We start from the raw sequence: 19,024 nt of genomic DNA, 5'->3' as shown, positions 1-19,024 counted from the left end.
ATCGACCCAAAAAAGCCGGCGGGCATCATCCGCACCCACCGGCCTGAGACATGTCAGACCGCCACCAGTTCGCGCGTCTCGTCGAAGGAGATGTCGGGGTTGCGCTCGCGGGCGTAACGCAGCTCCCAGTCGCTCTTTGGCAGGAAGACCGGCCGCTCGTCGCGATCGAGCGCGATGCTCATGCCGTTGTCCTTGATGAAGTCCTTGAGCTTGCGCTCGTCGGGGGACGAAATCCACCGCGCGGTGGAATAGGGCACGGGCTCGAAGCCGATCTCGGTCTTGTATTCGCCCCGAATGCGCGAGGCGAGAACGTCGAGCTGGAGCGGGCCGACGACGCCGACGATCCAGTTCGAGCCGAACATGGGCTTGAAGACCTGCACCAGACCTTCCTCAGCGAGATCCTCCAGCGCGCGGCGGAGCTGCTTCATGCGCATCGTGTCTTCCAGGCGCACGCGGCGCATGACTTCGGGCGCGAAGGAGGGCAGGCCTGTGAAGCGGAAGGCCGCGCCTTCGGTCAGCGTGTCGCCGACGCGCAGCGTGCCGTGGTTGGGAATGCCGATCACGTCGCCCGCGAAGGCTTCTTCCGTCAGCGCGCGCTCCTGCGCGAAGAAGTAGATCGGGTTGTTGACGGCCAGCGGCTTGCCCGAGCGCACATGATTCAGCTTCATGCCGCGCTTGAAATGGCCCGAGCAGAAACGAACGAAGGCGACGCGGTCGCGATGGTTCGGGTCCATATTGGCCTGCACCTTGAAGACGAAGGCCGAAACCTCGTCATTGGTCGGCTCGACCGGCCCCTTGTCGGAGGGCTGCGGGCGCGGCGGCGGGGCAAAGCGCGCGACGATGCGCAAGAGCTGATCCACCGAGAAGTCGCGCAGCGCGCTGCCGAAGACGACGGGCGTTAGATGGCCCTGACGATAGGCGTCGGCGTCGAAGCTCGCATAGCCCTCGCGCGCGAGTTCCGCCTCTTCCGCGAAGCGCTCCAGAACATGAGGCGCGATCATGGAGGTGAAGGCCGGGTCGTCCAGCCCTTCGACCTTCTTCAGACTGTCGCAGGGGCCGTTGGCGCGAGCCTTGGAATAGATGAACTCGTCATGGGCGAAGTCGTAGCAGCCCTGGAAATCGGTTCCCATGCCGACCGGCCAGACCTGCGGCGAGACGGTGAGCGCCAGCGCCTCCTCGATCTCGTCCAGCACCTCGAACGGGCTGCGGCCTTCGCGGTCGACCTTGTTGACGAAGGTGATGATGGGAATGTCGCGCAGGCGGCAGATCTCGAAGAGCTTGCGCGTCTGGGACTCGATGCCCTTGGCCGCGTCCACCACCATGATGGCGCTGTCGACGGCCGTCAGCGTGCGATAGGTGTCTTCGGAGAAGTCCGAGTGGCCCGGCGTGTCGAGCAGGTTGAAGGTGATGCCCTCGCGCTCGAAGGTCATGACCGAGGAGGTGACGGAGATGCCGCGCGACTGCTCGATCTCCATCCAGTCGGACCGGGCGCGGCGATTCTCGCCGCGCGCCTTGACCGCGCCGGCCATGTTGATGGCGCCGCCGGCGAGCAGCAGCTTTTCCGTCAGCGTCGTCTTGCCGGCGTCCGGGTGGGAGATGATGGCGAAGGTGCGACGGGCGGCATAGCCGGTCGGCACGGCGGACGCAGCCTGCGTCATGTCCGTTGCGGCGCTCATGATGAAGCCTTTTTCAGTCTCAAGGCCGCGATCTAGGCGCGGCGACAAACATTCCTGCCGTCTCCATGCCGTTTGCGGGCCTCGGCTGCAAGTCGGACGCCGATTTCCCTCGTTTTCGTGCTTGTCTGAATTACCACGAAAAAGGCCGGCGAAGCGCCGGCCTTTTCTATGGATTGCGCAGGCTCACTCGCCGAAGCTGATCCGCCAAAGCTGCGTTGGCAGGCTGGCCGGTGCGTCCGGCTTGAAGAAGGCGGAGTCCTGAATGCGCGAGGTCGTGACATAGACCGAGCCATCCGGCGCTTCGCTGAACGTATCGGGCCAGCGCAGCCGCTCGTCCTTCACGAGGATCTCCGGCTTGCCCGATGGGCCGGCGGCGAGATCGCGCCGTTTCACGGCATCTTCCTCCGGCGCGGTCACATACATCGCTCCGCTCTCGCGACCGATCAGAAGCCCGTCCGCCACGCCGTTCTCGCCGAAGGGCTCGACAGCGCTCGAAACGTCGTCCCCCTTAAGACCGGAGCCGACCAGCGTTTCGGTCGCGATGCGATAAAGTGTTTTGCCCTTGATCGCCTGCCAATAGAGATACTGGCCGTCTTTCGAGAGGGCGATGCCATCGGCGGAGAACTCGACGCCGCGCCCATCGGGACGGCGCAGCACCTGGCCGTTGGCTTTGACCTCCACGCCTTTCTCGACCTGTGTGGACGGATGACCGTCCAGCACACGTTGGGCTTTTCCGCTTTCGAGATCCACCACCAGAAGCGCGCCCTTGGCACCGGAATCAGTGATGAAGGCGTGGCGACCGTCCGGCGAAAAGCGCACATCGTTGAGATAGGAGCCCTGCGGCGCGGCCGTCTCGTCGAAAGCGATGGTCTGCCCGATCTCGTTCGTTGCAAGGTCGATGCGCACGAGCTTGGCGGCCTTGGGCACCAGCAGAGACTGCGCGGGCGCGGCGGCATCGAGCACCCAGACATGGCCGCGCCCATCGGCCACTACGCTCTGGACGCAGACCCAGTGCTGGCTGGCGTCCATCTCGTCCTTGCGCGCGTTGCGCCACGCGTTCCATTCGTCGCTCGGATAGGGCTTCAGTGTGCCGGCCTTGGTGAGTTCGGCGACGGATACGGGCGAATCTTCGGTCCAGCGTGGGAAGTTGACGAAGACGCGGCCATCCTCGGCGACGGTCACGCCCGTTACCTGATGGGGGAAATCTGCCAGCTTTTCGAGCTTGGGCGCAGCCTGTGCGGGCGAGGGCGCTTGCGCGAAGGCGGCCGGCGAGACGGTGAGCAGCGCAGCAGCCATGAGCGCGGCGCGGATGCCGGCGTGCGGATGGTTCGGAAGGCGGCTCATGGGCCAACCCTCGCCGAGCCGGGCTCGGCGCCATGCTCGTCATCCTCCGCCGTGGTGCCACCGACGCTTTCAACGCCCCATTCGTCGCGCGCCTGCGCCCCCGTCCGGTTCAGGCGGACCTTGCCATCTTCCACGCTTTCCACCGAGTCCATATGGATGAAGTGGTGTTCGCCCCCGGCGGCCGGGTCGGTACGCGCCAGCTTCATGCGCGCACCATCGAGGCGATCGACGGTTCCGACATGCTCCCCGTCGGAGCCGAGGATTTCCATATGTTCTTGAATCTGCGTGCTATCGGCCATGTCCTACCTATCCGATTGAAGTCCGAGCGCCCTACGGCGCTATCGAAACTGCAATCGGGCAAGGGCTCGCCCGTTCCGTGCTCATGAGCCGGCTGACGAATCCGTCGCAGATCACCTCGCCGTCAGGCGTAGGCGAACGCTTCCTCGGTAACGACATGGAAATGCGAAAGGAGGGCGGGGCCGAAATTGGTGGACAGGGCGACGTCTGTCGCGTCCCGGCCTGTCGCCATTAGAATGCGGCCGATGCGCGGGAAATTGTGACGCGCGTCGAACGTGTACCAGCGGCCGCTGAGATAGACCTGGAACCAGGCGCTGAAGTCCATGGGAGCGGGCGAAAGAGGAACGCCGAAGTCGCCAAGATAGCCCGTGCAGTAGCGCGCGGGGATGTTGAGGCAGCGGCAGAGCGTGATCGCCAGATGCGCGAAATCGCGGCAAACGCCGGTGCGATCCGTGAACCCGCCATGCGCCGAGCGCGTGGAATCGGCGTTCTGATAGTTGAAGGCGATATGGTTGTGCACGAAATCGCAGACGGCCTGCACTCGACCCCAGCCCGGCGCGGTGTGCCCGAATTGCTGCCAGGCAAAGTTCGCGAGCTTGTCGGTGTCGCAATAGCGGCTGCCAAGAAGATAGACGAGCACCTCGTCGGGCAGGTCCTGAATTTCGTGCTGCACCGCGTTCCAGGCAACGGCGTCAGGCTCGCCGGAGTCGTAGATTTCGAAGCTCGTAGAAATATGCGTCGTGCCGGCCGGCGCGAGAATGCGCGTGCAGGAGTTGCCGAACCCGTCCGTGTAGGTCCAAGGCTGCACTTGCTGGTCGAAGTAAAGCACCTGCTCACTCAAAAGATCGACCCGTCGCGATGGGTGGATATTCAGGACGAGAAGCATGGGCGTGGGCTGCGCGCATTCATATCCCAGCGTGAAGCCTGCCTTGATCCGCATTCGTGAGTCCCCTTCGCGCGGCGCGGAGTGCGCCGTTTCGCTATGAAGGCGCGAACGCTGCTTATGTTCCAATCTTTTTACAAATTGCCTCTTCGATAGGCAGTGTCCCTTCCAATCTACCTTCGGTGATGACGTTGACCTGCACCGTCATGCCGAGACTGTCGGCAGCGGCGCCGCTGAAGGTACCGGACAAGGGCGTCGCCTGCGTGGGGTCGCGCACCACGGCCACCCGGATCAGATCACGATTGCCGACGATGCCGTTGGTCGGGTCGAATTCGATCCACCCGGCGCCCGGCAGGAAAACCTGGCACCAAGCATGAGTAGCGCCGCCGCCCAGCGTATCCGACCCATCCCGATCCGGCACATAGATATAGCCGGTGACGAAGCGGGCGGCGAAGCCGAGCGAGCGAACGGCCTCCATCATGAACAACGCGAAGTCGCGGCAGGTGCCCTTGCGCAGCAGCAGCGTCTCGTAGGGCGTCTGCGTCCCTCGCTCGTGCCGGCGCGCATAGGAGAAGCACTCGCGGATCGCGTAGCACAGCGTCATCAGGAGCTTGCCCGTATCCGTGTGCCGGTCCCCGTGGGCGAGGAAGCGCCGCGCCCATTTGCCGACCTCGTCCTGCGGGTCGGGATAATGGCGCTCGATGGTCCGTCCGAGATCGAGCCGATCGTCCGCGCCATAGTTGAACGGATAGGTGAGGGCGGCCGGGTCGATCTGGAAGTCGGGCGCGGCCTGCGGGGCGTGATCCACCGTCAGCCGCGCGTCGAAGGACAGGCGCTTGGCCGGCGTGTCGAAGCGGACCAGAGCGACGCAGTTTCCGAAGACGTCGTGCATCCATCGAATGTCGGCCGGGGCCGGATCGATATCGAGCGTAGAGGTGAGCAGGCGCTGATCGTAGCTGTCGCGCGGGCGAAACAGGAGCCGGTGCTCGCCGAACGAGACCGGCCGAGCGTAGTAGAACACCGTCTTGTGACGAACCGAAAAGACGGCCATCCGCGCACCTCTCCCATGGACGAAAGACCATGCTTATCCATGGAGATGGTCAGCCGGCAAGCGGCCCGCGCCTGGGGCAGGCCCCTACGCGCGGTCTCATTCTCGTCGCAGGACCGGTTGATAGGCGGCCCATCGCCATGGTCCAAGACATCTCTCGAGACGGAGACCTGCCCATGTCCGCATCGCGCATCGACGCGCTTCTGTCGCAGATGACGCTGACGGAGAAGATCGGCCAGCTCAACATGCTGGCCGCCGGCTTTTCCGTCACCGGGCCGATTCTCGGCGGCGATGCGTCCGGCGCGGTGCGCGAGGGGCGGGCGGGGAGCCTTCTCAACGTCTTCGGCCCAAGATCTGTGCGCGATATCCAGCGCGTCGCGATCGAGGAGTCGCGCCTGAAAATCCCGCTGCTGCTGGGCTTCGACGTGGTGCACGGGCATCGCACGGTGTTTCCCGTGCCGCTGGCCGAAGCCGCCGCCTTCGACCCGTCGCTTTGGGAGGCGACGGCGCGCGCGAGCGCGCGTGAAGCGGCCGTCGACGGCGTGGCGCTGACCTTCGCACCCATGCTCGACGTCTCGCGCGACCCGCGTTGGGGCCGGGTGGTGGAAGGTGCGGGTGAGGACCCTTACGTCCAGTCGCTGTTCGGCGCGGCCAAGGTGCGTGGCTTTCAAGGGGACGATCTGTCCGATCCGAGGAGCGTCGCGGCCACCGTGAAGCATTTCGTCGCCTATGGCGCAGCCTCGGCGGGGCGCGACTATGCCTCGACCGACATGTCCGAGCGCACGCTGCGCGAAACCTATCTGCCACCGTTTCAGGCGGCGATCACGGCGGGCTGCGCGGCCGTCATGCCGGCCTTTTCCGATCTCTCGGGCGTTCCGATGACGGCCAATGGCCCGCTCCTGAACGGCTGGCTGCGGGGCGAGGCGGGGTTCGATGGCGTCGTCATCAGCGATTACAACGCGATCGCGGAACTTGTCGCGCATGGCGTCGCGACCGATCTCACCGAAGCTGCCGCGCTGGCGCTGAAGGCCGGCGTCGATATCGACATGATGAGTGGCGCTTATGAGCAAGGGCTCCCTCTTGCCCTGGAGCGCGGACTTGTGACCCTCGGCGAGATCGAGACGAGCACGCGCCGCGTCCTGGCGCTGAAGGAGCGTCTCGGCCTGTTCAACGATCCGATGCGCGGGCTTGCGCCCGGCGGCGAGGGCGCCGGGACGCTTCTGCCCGAGCACCGCCCGCTGGCGCGCGAGGCGGCGCGGCGCTCGGCCGTGCTGCTGAGCCATCGCCATTCAGTGCTGCCCCTGTCCGAGCGTCCGCAGCGGATCGCTATGGTCGGCCCCTTGGCCGATGCGGCGACGGACATGATGGGAAGCTGGTCCGGCGCAGGGGAGGCGGGCGAGTGCGTCACCTTCCTGCGAGGGCTGCGTGAGGCCAGGCCGGACTGCGCTATCTCTCACGCGCGCGGCGTCGGCGTGGACGAGGCGGAAGAAGGCGGGCCGGAGGCGGCGCTGGCGCTTTGCCGCGAGGCCGATCTCGTAATTCTGGCCATCGGCGAGACGCGCGAGATGAGCGGCGAAGCCGCGAGCCGCACGGGGCTCGAACTGCCGGGCGATCAAGCCAATTTCGCCCGCGCCGTTCTGGATCTCGGCCGGCCGACCGTCGTCCTCCTGTCCTCCGGCCGGCCGATCGCCGTGCCTTGGCTCTTTGCTCGCGCCGATGCGGTTCTGGCGACATGGTTCCTCGGCAGCGAGGCGGGTCATGCGGTCGCCGATCTTCTGACCGGGCGCGCCTCGCCCTCGGGCCGACTGCCGATCACCTGGCCGCGCTCGGTCGGACAGGTGCCGATTTTCTTTGGCGAACGGCCATCGGGCCGGCCCGCATCCGATGGGCACTATACCAGCAAATATATCGACCTGCCGACGACGCCGCTCTTCGCCTTCGGCCATGGTCTGACCTATGGACAGGTCCGCTATGCCTCGCTCGCCGTCGAGCCAAAACGGCCGAAGGGCAACGAGGCGATCACGGTCGCGGTCGATCTTGCCAATGACGGCGAGCATCTGGCGGAGGAAACGGTCTTCCTGTTCGTGCGGAAGCCCGTGGCGCGCGTCGCCCGGCCGCTGCTCGAACTCAAGGGCTTCAACCGCCTGACGCTGCGCCCCGGCGAGGAGGCGCGCACGATGCTGACGCTGCCCGTGGCTGCTCTCGCTTTTCCTGGCCCCGATCTGACGCCCTCCGTCGAGCCGGGCGAATACGAAATCCTCGTGGGCCCCGCCGCCGACCGCACCCGCCTCCTGCGCCAGACCATCCAGATCGAGGAAGGCGGATCATGAAAGGCGTGACGAGTGGTCCGACGCGCCGCGCGGTTCTGGCTGGTGGGCTGGCGCTGGCGGGCGGGGTCGTGGCCCGTCCCTGGGGCGCACAGGCCGACAGCATGGAGACTCGGACGATTCTTCTCGTCACCGTGCCCGGCCGCCGTGCCGAGGGGGCCTGGGAGCGCGCGGGTCCGCTTCTCCAGGCGGCGGGGCGTGCACCCGGCCTCGCCGATTGGCTGATTGCGGATGGCTACCGGCCGGCCGGCTTCACCGGCCGCCTCATCGCCCCGGCCGCCGTTTTGGACCTTGCGCCCGCGAGGTTGGCCCGGCTTCTTGCCGATCCGCAGCTGGTGCAGATCACATCAACCCGCATTCCCACTCGCCAAGACACACAGGATTGGGCGACGGCCTTTGCGGCTCTTTTGCGCGAGCCCGTCGACTTTGCGTCCTGCGTGGTCGCAGTGGATGAAAGCCCGCCCGCCGCCATCGATCCGTTGGCGGCTGCGCTGAAGCCGCTGGCAACGCTGCGCTTCGCCTGAGATCAGTCCGCTGGCGGGCGCTCGCCGGCTGGGCGAAAGGCCACCGCCTTGACCACGGCATAGACCTTGGTGCCGGGATGCAGGCCGAGTTCGTCGAATGAGCGGCGCGTGATGCGCGCGAGGATTTCGTCGCCCGCGCAATCCAACAGCAGATCCATGCCGCTGGGGCCATCGGGCCGGACGGACACGATCCGTCCGCGCGCGACATTCAGCGCGCTGATCCCCTCCGGCGCTCGTGTCGCGATCATCACGTCGCGCGCGCGGATCCGCAGCCGCAGAGGACTGCCGATCGGAGCGGCGACGGTGGGGAGATGAAACCGCGCCCCTGCCAATGCGACGGTGGTCAGTCCATAGGATGGGTCATGTGAGACGACCTCTGCATCGAGTTCTCGGCCCGGCTCCTGATCGGCTGCAAGCGGAAACAGATCGAGCCGATCCATCACGCCGGCAGCCGGTCCGTTGGCGACGACGCGACCGTTGGCGAGAACCACCAGATGCGAGGCGAGCCGTCGCACTTCGGAGACGGAATGGCTGACATAGAGGATCGGCACACCCGCTTCATCACCTAGCCGTTCGATATAGGGGATGATCTCCGCCTTCCGCGCTTCGTCCAGTGCCGCCAGCGGTTCGTCCATCAGTAGGAGGCGAGGGTTGGCCAGAAGCGCGCGGCCGATCGCGACCCGCTGCTTTTCGCCGCCCGAGAGGCGCTGCGGACGGCGCGCGAGAAGCGAGGATAGGCCGAGGAGATCGACCACCCCGTCGAAATCCGCGCTTCGTTCCGCCCGAGGGGCGAACCATCGGCCGAAGACGAGGTTCTGCCGAACCGTCAGATGCGGAAACAGGCGCGCGTCCTGGAAGACATAGCCGATCCGGCGTCGATGGGCCGGGACGAACAGCCCGGTCTTCGTATCGGCCAGCACACGGTCGCCCATCGCAATCCGCCCCTCATCCGGCCGCGTGAGACCAGAGACGAGATTCACCAGCGAGGTCTTGCCCGAGCCCGAGCGCCCGAACAGCGCGGTCAGCCCGCCTTCGGCGCGGAAGGCGATGTCGAGTTGAAACGCGCCGAGGCGTTGGCGCACGGACACATCGAGGCTCATGCAGAGCCGACGCGTCGGTCGAGCCGCGTCGCCAGCCATTCGGAGGCGATCAGCGCGGCCATGGAGAGAGCGACGGAGAGTGCCGTCAGGCGCAGCGCCGCCGCGTCGCCGCCCGGCACTTGGGTGAGCGTATAGATCGCGGCCGGAAGCGTCTGCGTTTCGCCCGGAATGTTGGAGACGAAGGTGATGGTCGCGCCGAATTCGCCCATCGCCTTGGCAAAACCCAGAATGAGACCGGCGAGGATGCCGGGCAGGGTGAGAGGCAGGGTCACGAGAAGGAACACCCAGACCGGGCCTGCGCCGAGCGTCGCGCCTGCATCCTCCAGCCGGCGGTCGATCGCTTCCAGCGACAGGCGGATCGCCCGCACCATGAGCGGAAAGCCCATCACGGCGGAGGCGAGCGCGGCACCGGTCCAGCGGAACGAGAAGACCAGACCGAACCAGGATTCGAAGAACGCGCCCAGCGGCCCGCGCCGCCCGAACAGCAGCAGCAGAACGTAGCCCGTGACCACCGGGGGCAGAACCAGCGGCAGATGAACGAGACCGTTCAGCAGCGCTTTGCCGGGAAAGCGGGTGCGCACGAGGAACCAGGCGACCAGGAGCGCGAAGGGCAGGCTGGCCAGCGTCGCGACGCTCGCCACGCGAAGGCTGAGTCGCACGGCCGTCCATTCTTCCGCGCTGAAGCCCCATCCCGTTTCCACGCCTCGACCTCGCCGAACGCTTATGGGCGGGACGCGTCGAGGATCGTGAAACCCTGTTTCCGAAACAGCGCGGCGGCGGCGTCGCTTTTCAGAAAGGTGAGGAAGGCGGCCGCTTCTGTCGAATGCGTATCCGCTGTCAGGGCGAAGGGATAGACGATCGGCTCGTACGAATCGGCGGGAAAGGTCGCGACGATTCGAACACTCGGGTCTGACACCGCGTCCGTCTTATACACGATGCCCAGCGGCGCTTCGCCGCGAGACACAAGGAGCAGCGCGGCGCGCACGTTTTCGGCCTGCGCCACGCTGCCCTCCACATCGCCCCAGACCCCGAGCTTCTGAAGCGAGGCTTTGCCGTATTTGCCGGCCGGCACCGAATCCACATTCGCCATGGCAAGTTTGCCGCCCGAGAGCATCGAACGGAGCGGGAAGCCGGACGTGATCTCGGTCGAGACAGTCGAGTTTGCCGGTGCGATCAGAACCAGATCGTTTCCGAGAAGATCGACTCTGCTGTCCGGCCGGATCAGCTTGCGCTCGGCGAGATAATCCATCCAGGCAAGATCGGCGGAGGCGAAGAGATCGGCTGGCGCGCCAGCCTCGATTTGCTTCGCGAGCGCTGAACTCGCGGCATAGGACAATGTCGCGCCGGAGCCGCCGTCTTTCTTCCAAGCCGCATTCGCATCGTCCAACGCGTTCTTGAGGCTCGCGGCCGCGAAGACCACGGGAGGCTTGTCCTGCGCGTGAGCGGGAGCTTGGCACAGCCCGCCGATCACGAGGGCCACGGCAGTCAAAAGACGAAACAGGCTTCGACGATTCGGCACGGACGACCCCTCAGCTGATCCGATATGTCCAAACGGATATAGCGGAACCCGCCATTCGAAAAGGGGCGTCATCCCCGAAACGAAGCCGCAAACGCGAAAGGCCAGCCCCAAGGCTGGCCTTTCCGAATGGTGAGTTGGGAAGGAACGCGAGAAGGGGAGACGATCGCCTTCGCGAAGACGAACCATCTCCGCCCGAGATCGGGCCTCGCGTGCCGTCAGAGGCTTTTCAAAGTCGCGTCCGTTCCGACGATGGCACCGCCGCCATTGTCGCCGGCTTGAATGGCGGTCACCGTGCCGATGCCCGGCGCGGACGAGCCGATCTTCAAGCGAACGAGATTGTCGCGCGTCGCGACGATCGCCTCGTTCCGGAAGATCGACACGATCTGATAATCGCTTGCCTGAAGCTGCGCCGTGGACGCGACAAGTTCCACCGGCATCGGAACCGGAATCGGCGGGGGGCCGGCTTCGACCGTCTCGACGGCATGGGCGGGCGACTGCGTCAGAAGATAAGCCCCACCGGCCCCTGAAACGATGGCGAACATCGTGGCGCAGCCGGCCAGAATCTTGACTTTGCGCGACAGGCCGCGCTTGGTCGTCGGCTCGCCGGTCTCGACCTTCACGGCTTTCGTTTTCGTCTTTTTGGCCATCGCTAGGCTCCATCAGCATGTTCAGCGTGGGGCCAGATTGGCCACCGGCCGTTCAGGCGGGATGGAAAAAACCGTTAAAGATCGAACCAACTGATCAGTAACAGCCACGTCATTTGGATGTCTGCCGCCTATGGCGAAAACATGCTTGCTCTCATTGGCGGGTTTTATTGAAAATACGATTCAATCAATATTGGCGAAGGTCAGAAGAAGAGGCAAGGCTCGACCGAGATATCGGGAGCAAACTGCCACGCTCTGAAACTCACCCGACGCCGCCGAACGCTGGGAAGACTACAAAGATCAACTATCGAATGGAAGTTTGTGGACCCGTGGTGCCGGCTGCAGGGCTCGAACCCGCGACCCCCTGATTACAAATCAGGTGCTCTACCAGCTGAGCTAAGCCGGCCACGACGCGTCCATATCACGATGTCCGGCGGATGACACCTCTAATTTTCGATCGCGCAAGTTTCGTGTAGGGAAAGAGCGACGCGGCCACTCTCATCGGCCGCGCGAGGTTGGCAGAGATTGCACCGGCCCGCGCTCTCGATCACGAGCCGAGCCGCTGGGGGGGAATTCCATGGATCGTCGTACATTCATTCGGTCGGCCGGGCTGACGGCCGGCGCCAGCCTGACGCTGGCGGCACCCGCCCTAGCGCAAGGCACACCGGACCTGCGCTGGCGCATGACGTCGAGCTTTCCGAACACGCTCGACACGCTGTTCGGCTCGTCGCAGCTTTTCGCCAAAACGGTGTCGGACCTGACCGACGGCAAGTTCAAGATCGACGTGTTTCCGGCCGGCGAGCTCGTGCCCGGCCTACAGGCGCTCGACGCCGTGCAGGGGGGCACGGTCGAGGCGGCGCATACCGTTCTCTATTACTACGTCGGCAAGGACCCGACCTTCGCCATCGGCTCGGCCATCCCCTTCGGCCTCAACGCCCGCCAGCAGAATGCCTGGCTCTATAATGGCGGGGGCAACGAGGCGGTGAACGCGTTCCTTGCCGATTACGGCGTGCTGGCTCATCCCGGCGGCAACACCGGTACGCAGATGGGCGGCTGGTTCCGTAAGGAAATCAACTCGCTGGCCGATCTTCAGGGTCTGAAGATGCGCATCGCCGGCATCGCGGGCCAAGTGCTCGCCCCGCTCGGCGTCGTCGCGCAGCAACTGGCCGGCGGCGACGTGTATCCTGCGCTGGAGCGCGGTACGCTGGACGCGACCGAGTTCGTCGGCCCCTATGACGACGAGAAGCTCGGCTTCTATCAGGTTGCCCCGTACTACTATTACCCGGCTTTCTGGGAAGCGGGGCCGACCGTCCACTACATCTTCAACAAGGCCAAGACCGAGGAACTGCCGGCGACCTACCGAGCGGCGCTGGAGGCGGCTTCCACCGTCTGCAACACGCGGATGCTGGCCGATTACGACGTGAAGAACATGCGCGCGATTCGCTCGCTCGTGGGCAAGGGCGTGCAGCTTCGCCCGTTGCCGCGCGACGTGCTCGACGCCGCCTACGGATCGGCCCAGCAGCTCTACGCCAAGCTCGATGCGTCGAACCCGAAGTGGAAGGTGATGTACGATCCGTGGAGCCAGTTCCGCACGCAGATCTACGAGTGGTTCCGCGTCGCGGAATACACGAACGACACCTATGTCTATTCCCAGCAGGCCGCCGGGAAATAAGCCGGGCTTCATAAGGTCGTCAGAGGCGATCCGCCGCCTCTGACACGCTTTCGTGAAGGCGCCGACGCGCCTTGCTTGTGGCGCTCATGTCCTCCCAGAATGCCATGCCCCGCGGAGGGGGTGTTCAGGGAGGACTCGGCGTGGATCGTCGTAAATTCATTTTCAAGGCGGGCTTAGCGGGCGGCGCCTTGGCGACAGGCTCGGCACTCGCCAAGCCGGCCTTGGCGCAGAGCGCACCGGAGATTCGCTGGCGTCTGACGTCGAGCTTTCCCAACACGCTCGATACGATCTTCGGCGGCGCGGAGGTTCTCTCCAAGACCATTTCCGAAATGACGGATGGTCGCTTCAATATCGACGTGTTTCCGGCCGGCGAACTCGTGCCAGGCCTTCAGGCGCTCGACGCCGTGCAGGACGGGACCGTCGAGGCCGCGCACACGGCCTGCTACTACTATGTCGGCAAGGACCCGACCTTCGCGATCGGCGCGACCATTCCCTTCGGCCTCAATGCGCGCCAGCAGAATGCCTGGCTCTACCATGGCGGCGGCAACGAGCTGTTCGACACGTTCCTCGCCGGATACGGCGTGAAGGGCCTGCCGGGCGGCAATACGGGCGTCCAGATGGGCGGGTGGTTCCGCAAGGAGATCAACTCGCTGGCCGATCTCAAGGGCCTCAAGATGCGCATCGCGGGCCTTGCCGGCCGGGTGATGGAGCCGCTCGGCGTCGTGCCGCAGCAGCTGGCCGGCGGTGACATCTATCCCGCGCTGGAACGCGGGACGATCGACGCGACGGAATGGATCGGCCCCTATGACGACGAGAAGCTCGGCTTCTATCAGGTCGCCCCGTATTACTATTACCCGGCCTTCTGGGAGGGCGGGCTGACCGTCCATTTCCTCTTCAACAAGGAGCGCTACGAGACGCTGCCGGCAAGCTACAAGGTGGCGCTGGATACGGCCGCGAAAGCCGCCAATATCAACATGCTTGCGCTCTACGACGTGAAGAACATGCAGGCGATCCGCTCGCTCGTCGGCAAGGGCGTTCAGCTGCGCCCGCTGCCGCGCGACATTCTGGACGGCGCTTACGATTCGGCGATGAAGCTTTACGCTTCGCTGTCGGAGAGCAATCCGAAGTGGAAGGCGATCTACGACCCTTGGAAGACGTTCCGCTCGCAGAGCTACGAGTGGTTCCGCGTCGCGGAATATTCCTACGACACCTATGTCTATTCGCAGCAGGCGGCCGGGAAATAGGGTCGCGCTCCTATTCAACAAAAAAGCCGGCGGGAGACCGCCGGCTTTTTTGTTGTCACGGCTGCGTCGCCGGAGCGCCGAAGCTGGGCGCGGGGGCCGGAGCGGGAGACGCCGGCTGGCCGAAGGACGGTGCGGCCGGTTGGCCGAAGCTCGGTGCCGGCGCCGGAGCGCCGAAGCTGGGCGCTGCGGGCTGACCGAAGCTTGGGGCCGCTGGCTGGCCGAAGCTCGGCGCGGCTCCCGGCGCGGGCGCGCCGCCCGGTGCTGGCATTCCGGGCATCGGGACGTTGAGCTGGATCGTGCTCGGGTCCACCACGGCTTCCTTCTTCAGGAAGTAGGTCACCGATTGCGGCCAGAGAATCAGCACCAGCACGAGAATGAGCTGGAGGCCGAGCCAAGGGATGGCCCCGAGATAGATGTCGGAGGTCTTCACGTTCGGCGGGGCGATGCCGCGCAGATAGAACAGCGCGAAGCCGAAGGGCGGGTGCATAAAGGCCGTCTGCATGTTCACGCAGAGAAGCACGCCGAACCAGACGAGATCGATGCCGAGCGAGTCCGCCACCGGCGCCAGAAGCGGCACGATGATGAAGGCGATTTCGAAGAAGTCGAGAAAGAAGGCGATGAAGAAGATGAAGATGTTGACGAAGATCAGGAAGCCCACGACCCCGCCGGGGATGTGAGACAGGAGATATTCGATCCAGTGGCCGCCATCCATGCCTTGGAAGACGAGGCTGAAGACGGTGGAGCCTATCAGGATGAAGACGACCATGGCGGTGAGGCGCATGGTCATCGCCATGGCCTGACGCGTTAGCGACCAGGACAGACGGCCGTGCAGCGCCGCGAGGAGAATCGCGCCGACCGAGCCCATTGCGCCCGCTTCCGTGGGCGTTGCGAGGCCCATGAACATCGTTCCGAGCACGAGGAAGATCAGCGCCAACGAGGGCACCATGCCCTTGGCCACCTGCCACAGCAGCTCGCGCCCGCTCTTGGTGCGCGCTTCGGGCGGCAGCGGCGGCATCCGGTGCGGCTGAAGCTTGGAAACGACGAAGATGAAGCCGAGGAACAGAGCGATCTGGAGCAGCGAAGGGCCGATCGCGCCGGCATACATGTCGCCGACCGAGCGGCCGAGCTGGTCGGCCAGAATGATCAATACGAGCGAGGGCGGGATCACCTGCGTGATCGTGCCCGACGCCGCGATGACGCCGGTCGCCAGCCGCATGTCGTAGCCATAGCGCATCATGACGGGCAGCGAGACGACGCCCATGGCGATGACGGAGGCCGCGACCGTGCCGGTGATGGCGCCAAGCACCGCGCCGACGATCACGACCGCGTAAGCCAAGCCGCCCGGAACCGGCCCGAAGAGCTGGCCGGAGCCCTCGAGCAGGTCTTCCGCCAGCCCGCAGCGCTCCAGAATCGCGCCCATGAAGGTGAAGAAGGGGATCGCGAGCAGCAGATCGTTCGAGATCGTGCCGTAGAAGCGCAAGGGCAGCGCGTTCAGAAGCGCCGGGCTGAAATGGTCGAAGACCACGCCGAGCACACCGAACAACATGCCGACGGCAGCCAACGAGAACGCCACCGGAAAGCCCAGCAGCAGAAAGACGATCATCGCGCCGAACATCATCGGCGGCATCGGACCGTATTCAAACATGAAAATGTCCCCCCGGACGCCGAGTTACTGAAGCGGCTTTTCGTATTTGGTTTCGAGCGTGATCAGGCCGTTCAGCGCCGCAACGCGCTTGATCAGCTCGGACAGGCCCTGAAGAAAAAGAAGTCCGAAGCCGAGCGGCAGGGTGAGCTTTGCCGGCCAGAGGATGAGGCCGCCCGCGTTCATCGACGCTTCGCCCGTGATGAAGGAGCGCCAGAAGAAGGGGAAGGTGAGCCAGAAAAGATAGCCGATCACAGGCAGGAACAGGACGACGAAGCCAAAAATGTCGATCAGCAGCCGTCCGCGCACCGAAAGCATGGAATAAACAAGATCGACGCGTACATGCTCGTTCATGCGTAGCGTATAGGCCGCGCCCAGGAGAACGATGGCCGCGAACATGTACCACTGGATTTCCAGGAGGCCGTTCGAGCTCATGTTCAAGGTGTATCGCAACAGCGCGTTACCGGCGCTGATCAGAACCGCGATCAGGACCAGATAGTCCGCGATCACGGCGAAGCCGGCCGACAGCCGGTCTATGCACTGGCTGACGAAGAGAAGTGCTTTCATCCGTTCCCCCCAAGGACTCCCCCGCGCGAGTCCACACGCGGAAGGTGACGAGCCTGTCATCCCTCGCATGGTTTATGAAGTGTGGCCTATGCCACAAGCCCCGGATAATGCCAGCCTTTTTACCGTAAGCCACGGGCGCTAAAAGGCGAGCCGAGGCAGGCAGCCAGCGATCTGACGGGAATGTGACGATGACACTGGAGAAGCGGGTGGAGCGGCAGCGGCGTCTGGTGAGCACGCTGGAGCAGCGGCTTCTGTTCGAGCGTCTCGTGCTGCAACGTTTGGAAGGACGCCAGAGCCGGGACGAAGCGCCCGAGCCCGTCGAGACCCTCGCGAGCTTGGGGGATGTGTATCGGGCGGCCTGCCGGCGAGCCGCCCGATAGGATCGGGTCAGCCGCGCTGCGCGCTGCCCATGAAGCGACGCGCCGCATAGAGAGCGACGGCGGCGGCATTGGAGACGTTGAGCGAGCGAATCGCGCCGGGCATTTCCAACCGCGTGAGCACCGAGACGGTCTCGCGCGTCTTCTGACGCAGGCCCTTGCCTTCCGAACCGAGCACGAGGGCGATTCGTGTTCCGCTCAATGCGGGTTCGAGTTCGCCTGCGCCTTCCGAATCGAGGCCGATCGTCTGGAAGCCGAGTTCGGCGATCTCGTTCAGCGCATCGGCGAGATTGGTGATCTGGATATAGGGTATGAATTCGAGCGCGCCGGAAGCCGACTTGGCAAGAACGCCCGATTCCTGCGGCGAATGACGGCTGGTGGTCACCACAGCGCCCGCGCCGAAGGCCACGGCAGAGCGCAGCAGCGCGCCGACATTATGTGGGTCCGTCACCTGATCCAGGACCAGAATCAGGTCGCTTGTGCCCAGATCCGACAGGCGCTTGGCGCGAAGCGGATCGGCCTCCAGCATCACGCCCTGATGTACGGCGTCGCTGCCGAGTTCCGAATCGAGGAAGCGCGGCTCGACGATTTCGAGCGGGCAGGGCGGGTTCGCCTCGTCGATCTCGAGACGGTTGAGAGCGTTGCGCGTCGCATAGAGGCGATGCAGCACGCGCTCGCGATTGCCCAGAGCCGCTTCCACCGTGTGGATGCCATAGAGCCTCACACGGTCGGCCGGGCCGGGTTTGCCGGGCCGGGGCGAAGGCTTTTTGCGCGAATCGGCGGGAAGAGGGCCTCGGGTGCGCTCGCGATGGGCGCGTCGAAGCTTGGCGTAATGCGCATCCTTGGGGGTGCGCGAGGATGGGGTGTCGTCGCTCATGCGTCTTTCTAGAGCATGGAGGGGCCGTCTGAATAGGCTGTGTGCGCTCGAAAGCCCGGTTGCGCGGGCTTTCGGTAGCGCCTGAGCGCCGTTTCGAAACGAGCTTGCGGCTTGTGTGTGAAGACGTGTTGACAGGCGCGGCGCGGCGCTGCATAAGGCCGGCACACGAAGCGACGGCGAGCCGAACGCTTCCTGCTTCTAGACCCTGAAGCAGTATGGAGGGATGCCCGAGTGGTTAAAGGGGACGGACTGTAAATCCGTTGGCTTAGCCTACGTTGGTTCAAATCCAACTCCCTCCACCATATGTTCCAGGGAATACGGATGCGGGTATAGCTCAGTGGTAGAGCAGCAGCCTTCCAAGCTGAATATGCGGGTTCGATTCCCGCTACCCGCTCCATATCGCTGACGCGAAATCGGAAGAGTTTTGATCGGTTCTCAGCAAGACCGAGACGCGTCTGTAGTCCATCCCACGTCCGGATCGATCATGTATGATGGGATGAGGCAAAGGCTGTTTGCCTGCACCTCTTGGCTTCCTAACATTGCGCGCCTACCAAAGCCGTTCGGAACGGTCGATCCGCTCGCTTCTTCTCCTTGGACTTCCAACAAGGAGAGACCCATGGTCACGACGGTCGGAACCGAATCCACGTTCGACAAGATGGTGCAGAATCTTCTGATCCTCGAACATGACGCCATGTCCGCCTATCAGGCGACGATCGACCGGCTTGAAGACCCTGCCTCGCGCGAAAAGATCGCGGCCTTCAAGCAGGATCACGAAGCTCATGCGCGGGAACTGCGACGCATGGCCTCATCGCTCGGGATCGAGGCGCCCATGGAAGGCGACGCCAAGGAACTGCTGACCAAGGGCAAGGTCGTTCTGGCCGGTCTCGTCGGCGATCGGACCGTATTGAAAGCCATGGCAACCAACGAGATCGAGACCAAGATGGCCTATGATCAGGCCTCCAGGAACGACGCCGCACCCGCCGAAGCGCGGGCCTATTTCCAGAAGGCCTTCGCGGACGAAGACCGCCACAAACAATGGATGGACGCAGCCGCCGCCACCTGATTCGACGGAACTGCAAGGAACGATGGAACTGCGGGAATGAAGGGACTTGCCGGGAGGCAGGTCCCTTTTTCGGTTGAGAATACGATTTCAGCCGATGTTTTCACCTTTCGTTAGGGACGGCGATTCGGGCGGTGCTTGTGTTTCACGAGCGCACTCGCTATGTCGCGGCCCTGTTTTCACAGGCTCCGCAAGGTAGACAGAATGGCCAAGAGCAAATTCG

At 64.6% G+C, this 19,024-nt stretch carries 18 protein-coding genes and 3 tRNA genes; 8 read left to right on the top strand and 13 right to left on the bottom strand.

Features of this window, described 5'->3' with window-relative positions; all coding sequences use genetic code 11:
• Positions 1 to 53 precede the first annotated feature (53 nt).
• The 5 genes from NS365_RS03775 to NS365_RS03755 all read right to left on the bottom strand — a co-directional run bounded on the left by NS365_RS03775 (position 54) and on the right by NS365_RS03755 (position 5,251).
• Positions 54 to 1,676: a peptide chain release factor 3 gene (locus NS365_RS03775; RefSeq protein ID WP_082684401.1), complete on the bottom strand. Its 1,623-nt coding sequence runs from the start codon at positions 1,674 to 1,676 to the stop codon at positions 54 to 56.
• Between the two features lie 183 nt (positions 1,677 to 1,859).
• The gene (locus NS365_RS03770) at positions 1,860 to 3,020 is read right to left on the bottom strand and encodes an SMP-30/gluconolactonase/LRE family protein (RefSeq protein ID WP_058598947.1); all 1,161 of its coding nucleotides are present in this window, start codon (positions 3,018 to 3,020) and stop codon (positions 1,860 to 1,862) included.
• Positions 3,017 to 3,319 carry a DUF2171 domain-containing protein gene (locus tag NS365_RS03765; protein ID WP_082675415.1) on the bottom strand — a complete coding sequence of 101 codons (303 nt, stop codon included), beginning with the start codon at positions 3,317 to 3,319 and terminating at the stop codon, positions 3,017 to 3,019. The genes NS365_RS03770 and NS365_RS03765 overlap by 4 nt, the downstream gene beginning before the upstream one ends.
• Before the next feature lie 122 nt (positions 3,320 to 3,441).
• Positions 3,442 to 4,257 carry a transglutaminase-like domain-containing protein gene (locus tag NS365_RS03760; protein ID WP_058598946.1) on the bottom strand — a complete coding sequence of 272 codons (816 nt, stop codon included), beginning with the start codon at positions 4,255 to 4,257 and terminating at the stop codon, positions 3,442 to 3,444.
• Between the two features lie 61 nt (positions 4,258 to 4,318).
• Positions 4,319 to 5,251 (bottom strand): transglutaminase family protein, encoded by a 933-nt coding sequence (locus tag NS365_RS03755; protein WP_058598945.1) that lies wholly within the window; start codon positions 5,249 to 5,251, stop codon positions 4,319 to 4,321.
• Positions 5,252 to 5,424: 173 nt separating this feature from the next.
• Here NS365_RS03755 and NS365_RS03750 point away from each other — a divergent pair, with 173 nt between their 5' ends.
• Both NS365_RS03750 and NS365_RS03745 read left to right on the top strand, forming a co-directional pair.
• Positions 5,425 to 7,578 (top strand): glycoside hydrolase family 3 N-terminal domain-containing protein, encoded by a 2,154-nt coding sequence (locus NS365_RS03750; protein WP_058598944.1) that lies wholly within the window; start codon positions 5,425 to 5,427, stop codon positions 7,576 to 7,578.
• Positions 7,575 to 8,099, top strand: a complete 525-nt coding sequence (locus NS365_RS03745) for a hypothetical protein (RefSeq protein WP_058598943.1) — start codon at positions 7,575 to 7,577, stop codon at positions 8,097 to 8,099. Before NS365_RS03750 ends, NS365_RS03745 begins: the two co-directional genes overlap by 4 nt.
• A gap of 2 nt (positions 8,100 to 8,101) precedes the next feature.
• Here NS365_RS03745 and modC read toward each other — a convergent pair whose 3' ends face one another.
• From modC to NS365_RS03720, 5 genes are all read right to left on the bottom strand, one after another.
• Positions 8,102 to 9,199 carry a molybdenum ABC transporter ATP-binding protein gene (gene modC / locus NS365_RS03740; RefSeq protein ID WP_058598942.1) on the bottom strand — a complete coding sequence of 366 codons (1,098 nt, stop codon included), beginning with the start codon at positions 9,197 to 9,199 and terminating at the stop codon, positions 8,102 to 8,104.
• Entirely contained in the window at positions 9,196 to 9,900 is a 705-nt protein-coding gene (gene modB, locus NS365_RS03735; protein ID WP_058598941.1) for a molybdate ABC transporter permease subunit, read from the bottom strand. The genes modC and modB overlap by 4 nt, the downstream gene beginning before the upstream one ends.
• A 20-nt stretch (positions 9,901 to 9,920) precedes the next feature.
• Positions 9,921 to 10,718, bottom strand: a complete 798-nt coding sequence (gene modA, locus NS365_RS03730) for a molybdate ABC transporter substrate-binding protein (protein WP_058599027.1) — start codon at positions 10,716 to 10,718, stop codon at positions 9,921 to 9,923.
• Between the two features lie 215 nt (positions 10,719 to 10,933).
• A complete protein-coding gene (locus tag NS365_RS03725) occupies positions 10,934 to 11,365 on the bottom strand; it encodes a hypothetical protein (protein ID WP_058598940.1) in 432 nt (143 codons plus the stop codon).
• A gap of 327 nt (positions 11,366 to 11,692) precedes the next feature.
• Positions 11,693 to 11,768 (bottom strand) — tRNA-Thr (locus NS365_RS03720).
• Between the two features lie 171 nt (positions 11,769 to 11,939).
• Here NS365_RS03720 and NS365_RS03715 point away from each other — a divergent pair.
• Both NS365_RS03715 and NS365_RS03710 read left to right on the top strand, forming a co-directional pair.
• On the top strand, positions 11,940 to 13,034 hold the full coding sequence (locus NS365_RS03715; RefSeq protein ID WP_058598939.1) for a TRAP transporter substrate-binding protein: 1,095 nt from the start codon (positions 11,940 to 11,942) through the stop codon (positions 13,032 to 13,034).
• 140 nt (positions 13,035 to 13,174) lie between these two features.
• The gene (locus NS365_RS03710) at positions 13,175 to 14,278 is read left to right on the top strand and encodes a TRAP transporter substrate-binding protein (RefSeq protein WP_244498348.1); all 1,104 of its coding nucleotides are present in this window, start codon (positions 13,175 to 13,177) and stop codon (positions 14,276 to 14,278) included.
• A 55-nt stretch (positions 14,279 to 14,333) separates the two neighbouring features.
• On the opposite strand, the gene NS365_RS03705 is transcribed toward NS365_RS03710, so the two are convergent.
• Positions 14,334 to 15,923 (bottom strand): TRAP transporter large permease, encoded by a 1,590-nt coding sequence (locus tag NS365_RS03705; RefSeq protein ID WP_058598938.1) that lies wholly within the window; start codon positions 15,921 to 15,923, stop codon positions 14,334 to 14,336.
• 24 nt (positions 15,924 to 15,947) lie between these two features.
• A complete protein-coding gene (locus tag NS365_RS03700) occupies positions 15,948 to 16,487 on the bottom strand; it encodes a TRAP transporter small permease subunit (protein ID WP_058598937.1) in 540 nt (179 codons plus the stop codon).
• Positions 16,488 to 16,675: 188 nt separating this feature from the next.
• Between NS365_RS03700 and NS365_RS03695 the strand changes: the two genes are divergently transcribed.
• Positions 16,676 to 16,867, top strand: coding sequence for a hypothetical protein (locus NS365_RS03695; protein ID WP_058598936.1), 192 nt, complete (start codon positions 16,676 to 16,678; stop codon positions 16,865 to 16,867).
• Between the two features lie 7 nt (positions 16,868 to 16,874).
• On the opposite strand, the gene NS365_RS03690 is transcribed toward NS365_RS03695, so the two are convergent.
• Positions 16,875 to 17,741, bottom strand: coding sequence for a TrmH family RNA methyltransferase (locus NS365_RS03690; protein ID WP_058598935.1), 867 nt, complete (start codon positions 17,739 to 17,741; stop codon positions 16,875 to 16,877).
• A 217-nt stretch (positions 17,742 to 17,958) separates the two neighbouring features.
• Here NS365_RS03690 and NS365_RS03685 point away from each other — a divergent pair.
• From NS365_RS03685 to NS365_RS03675, 3 genes are all read left to right on the top strand, one after another.
• A tRNA-Tyr gene (locus NS365_RS03685) sits at positions 17,959 to 18,043 on the top strand.
• Positions 18,044 to 18,064: 21 nt separating this feature from the next.
• Positions 18,065 to 18,138 (top strand) — tRNA-Gly (locus NS365_RS03680).
• 219 nt (positions 18,139 to 18,357) lie between these two features.
• Positions 18,358 to 18,804 carry a DUF2383 domain-containing protein gene (locus NS365_RS03675; RefSeq protein ID WP_058598934.1) on the top strand — a complete coding sequence of 149 codons (447 nt, stop codon included), beginning with the start codon at positions 18,358 to 18,360 and terminating at the stop codon, positions 18,802 to 18,804.
• Positions 18,805 to 19,024 lie beyond the last annotated feature (220 nt).

This window comes from Aureimonas ureilytica (genome assembly GCF_001475935.1).
GTDB classification, from domain to species: domain Bacteria; phylum Pseudomonadota; class Alphaproteobacteria; order Rhizobiales; family Rhizobiaceae; genus Aureimonas; species Aureimonas ureilytica_A.
Note: the sequence above shows the minus strand (reverse complement) of the source record. Positions and strands in the feature narration are given on the sequence as shown.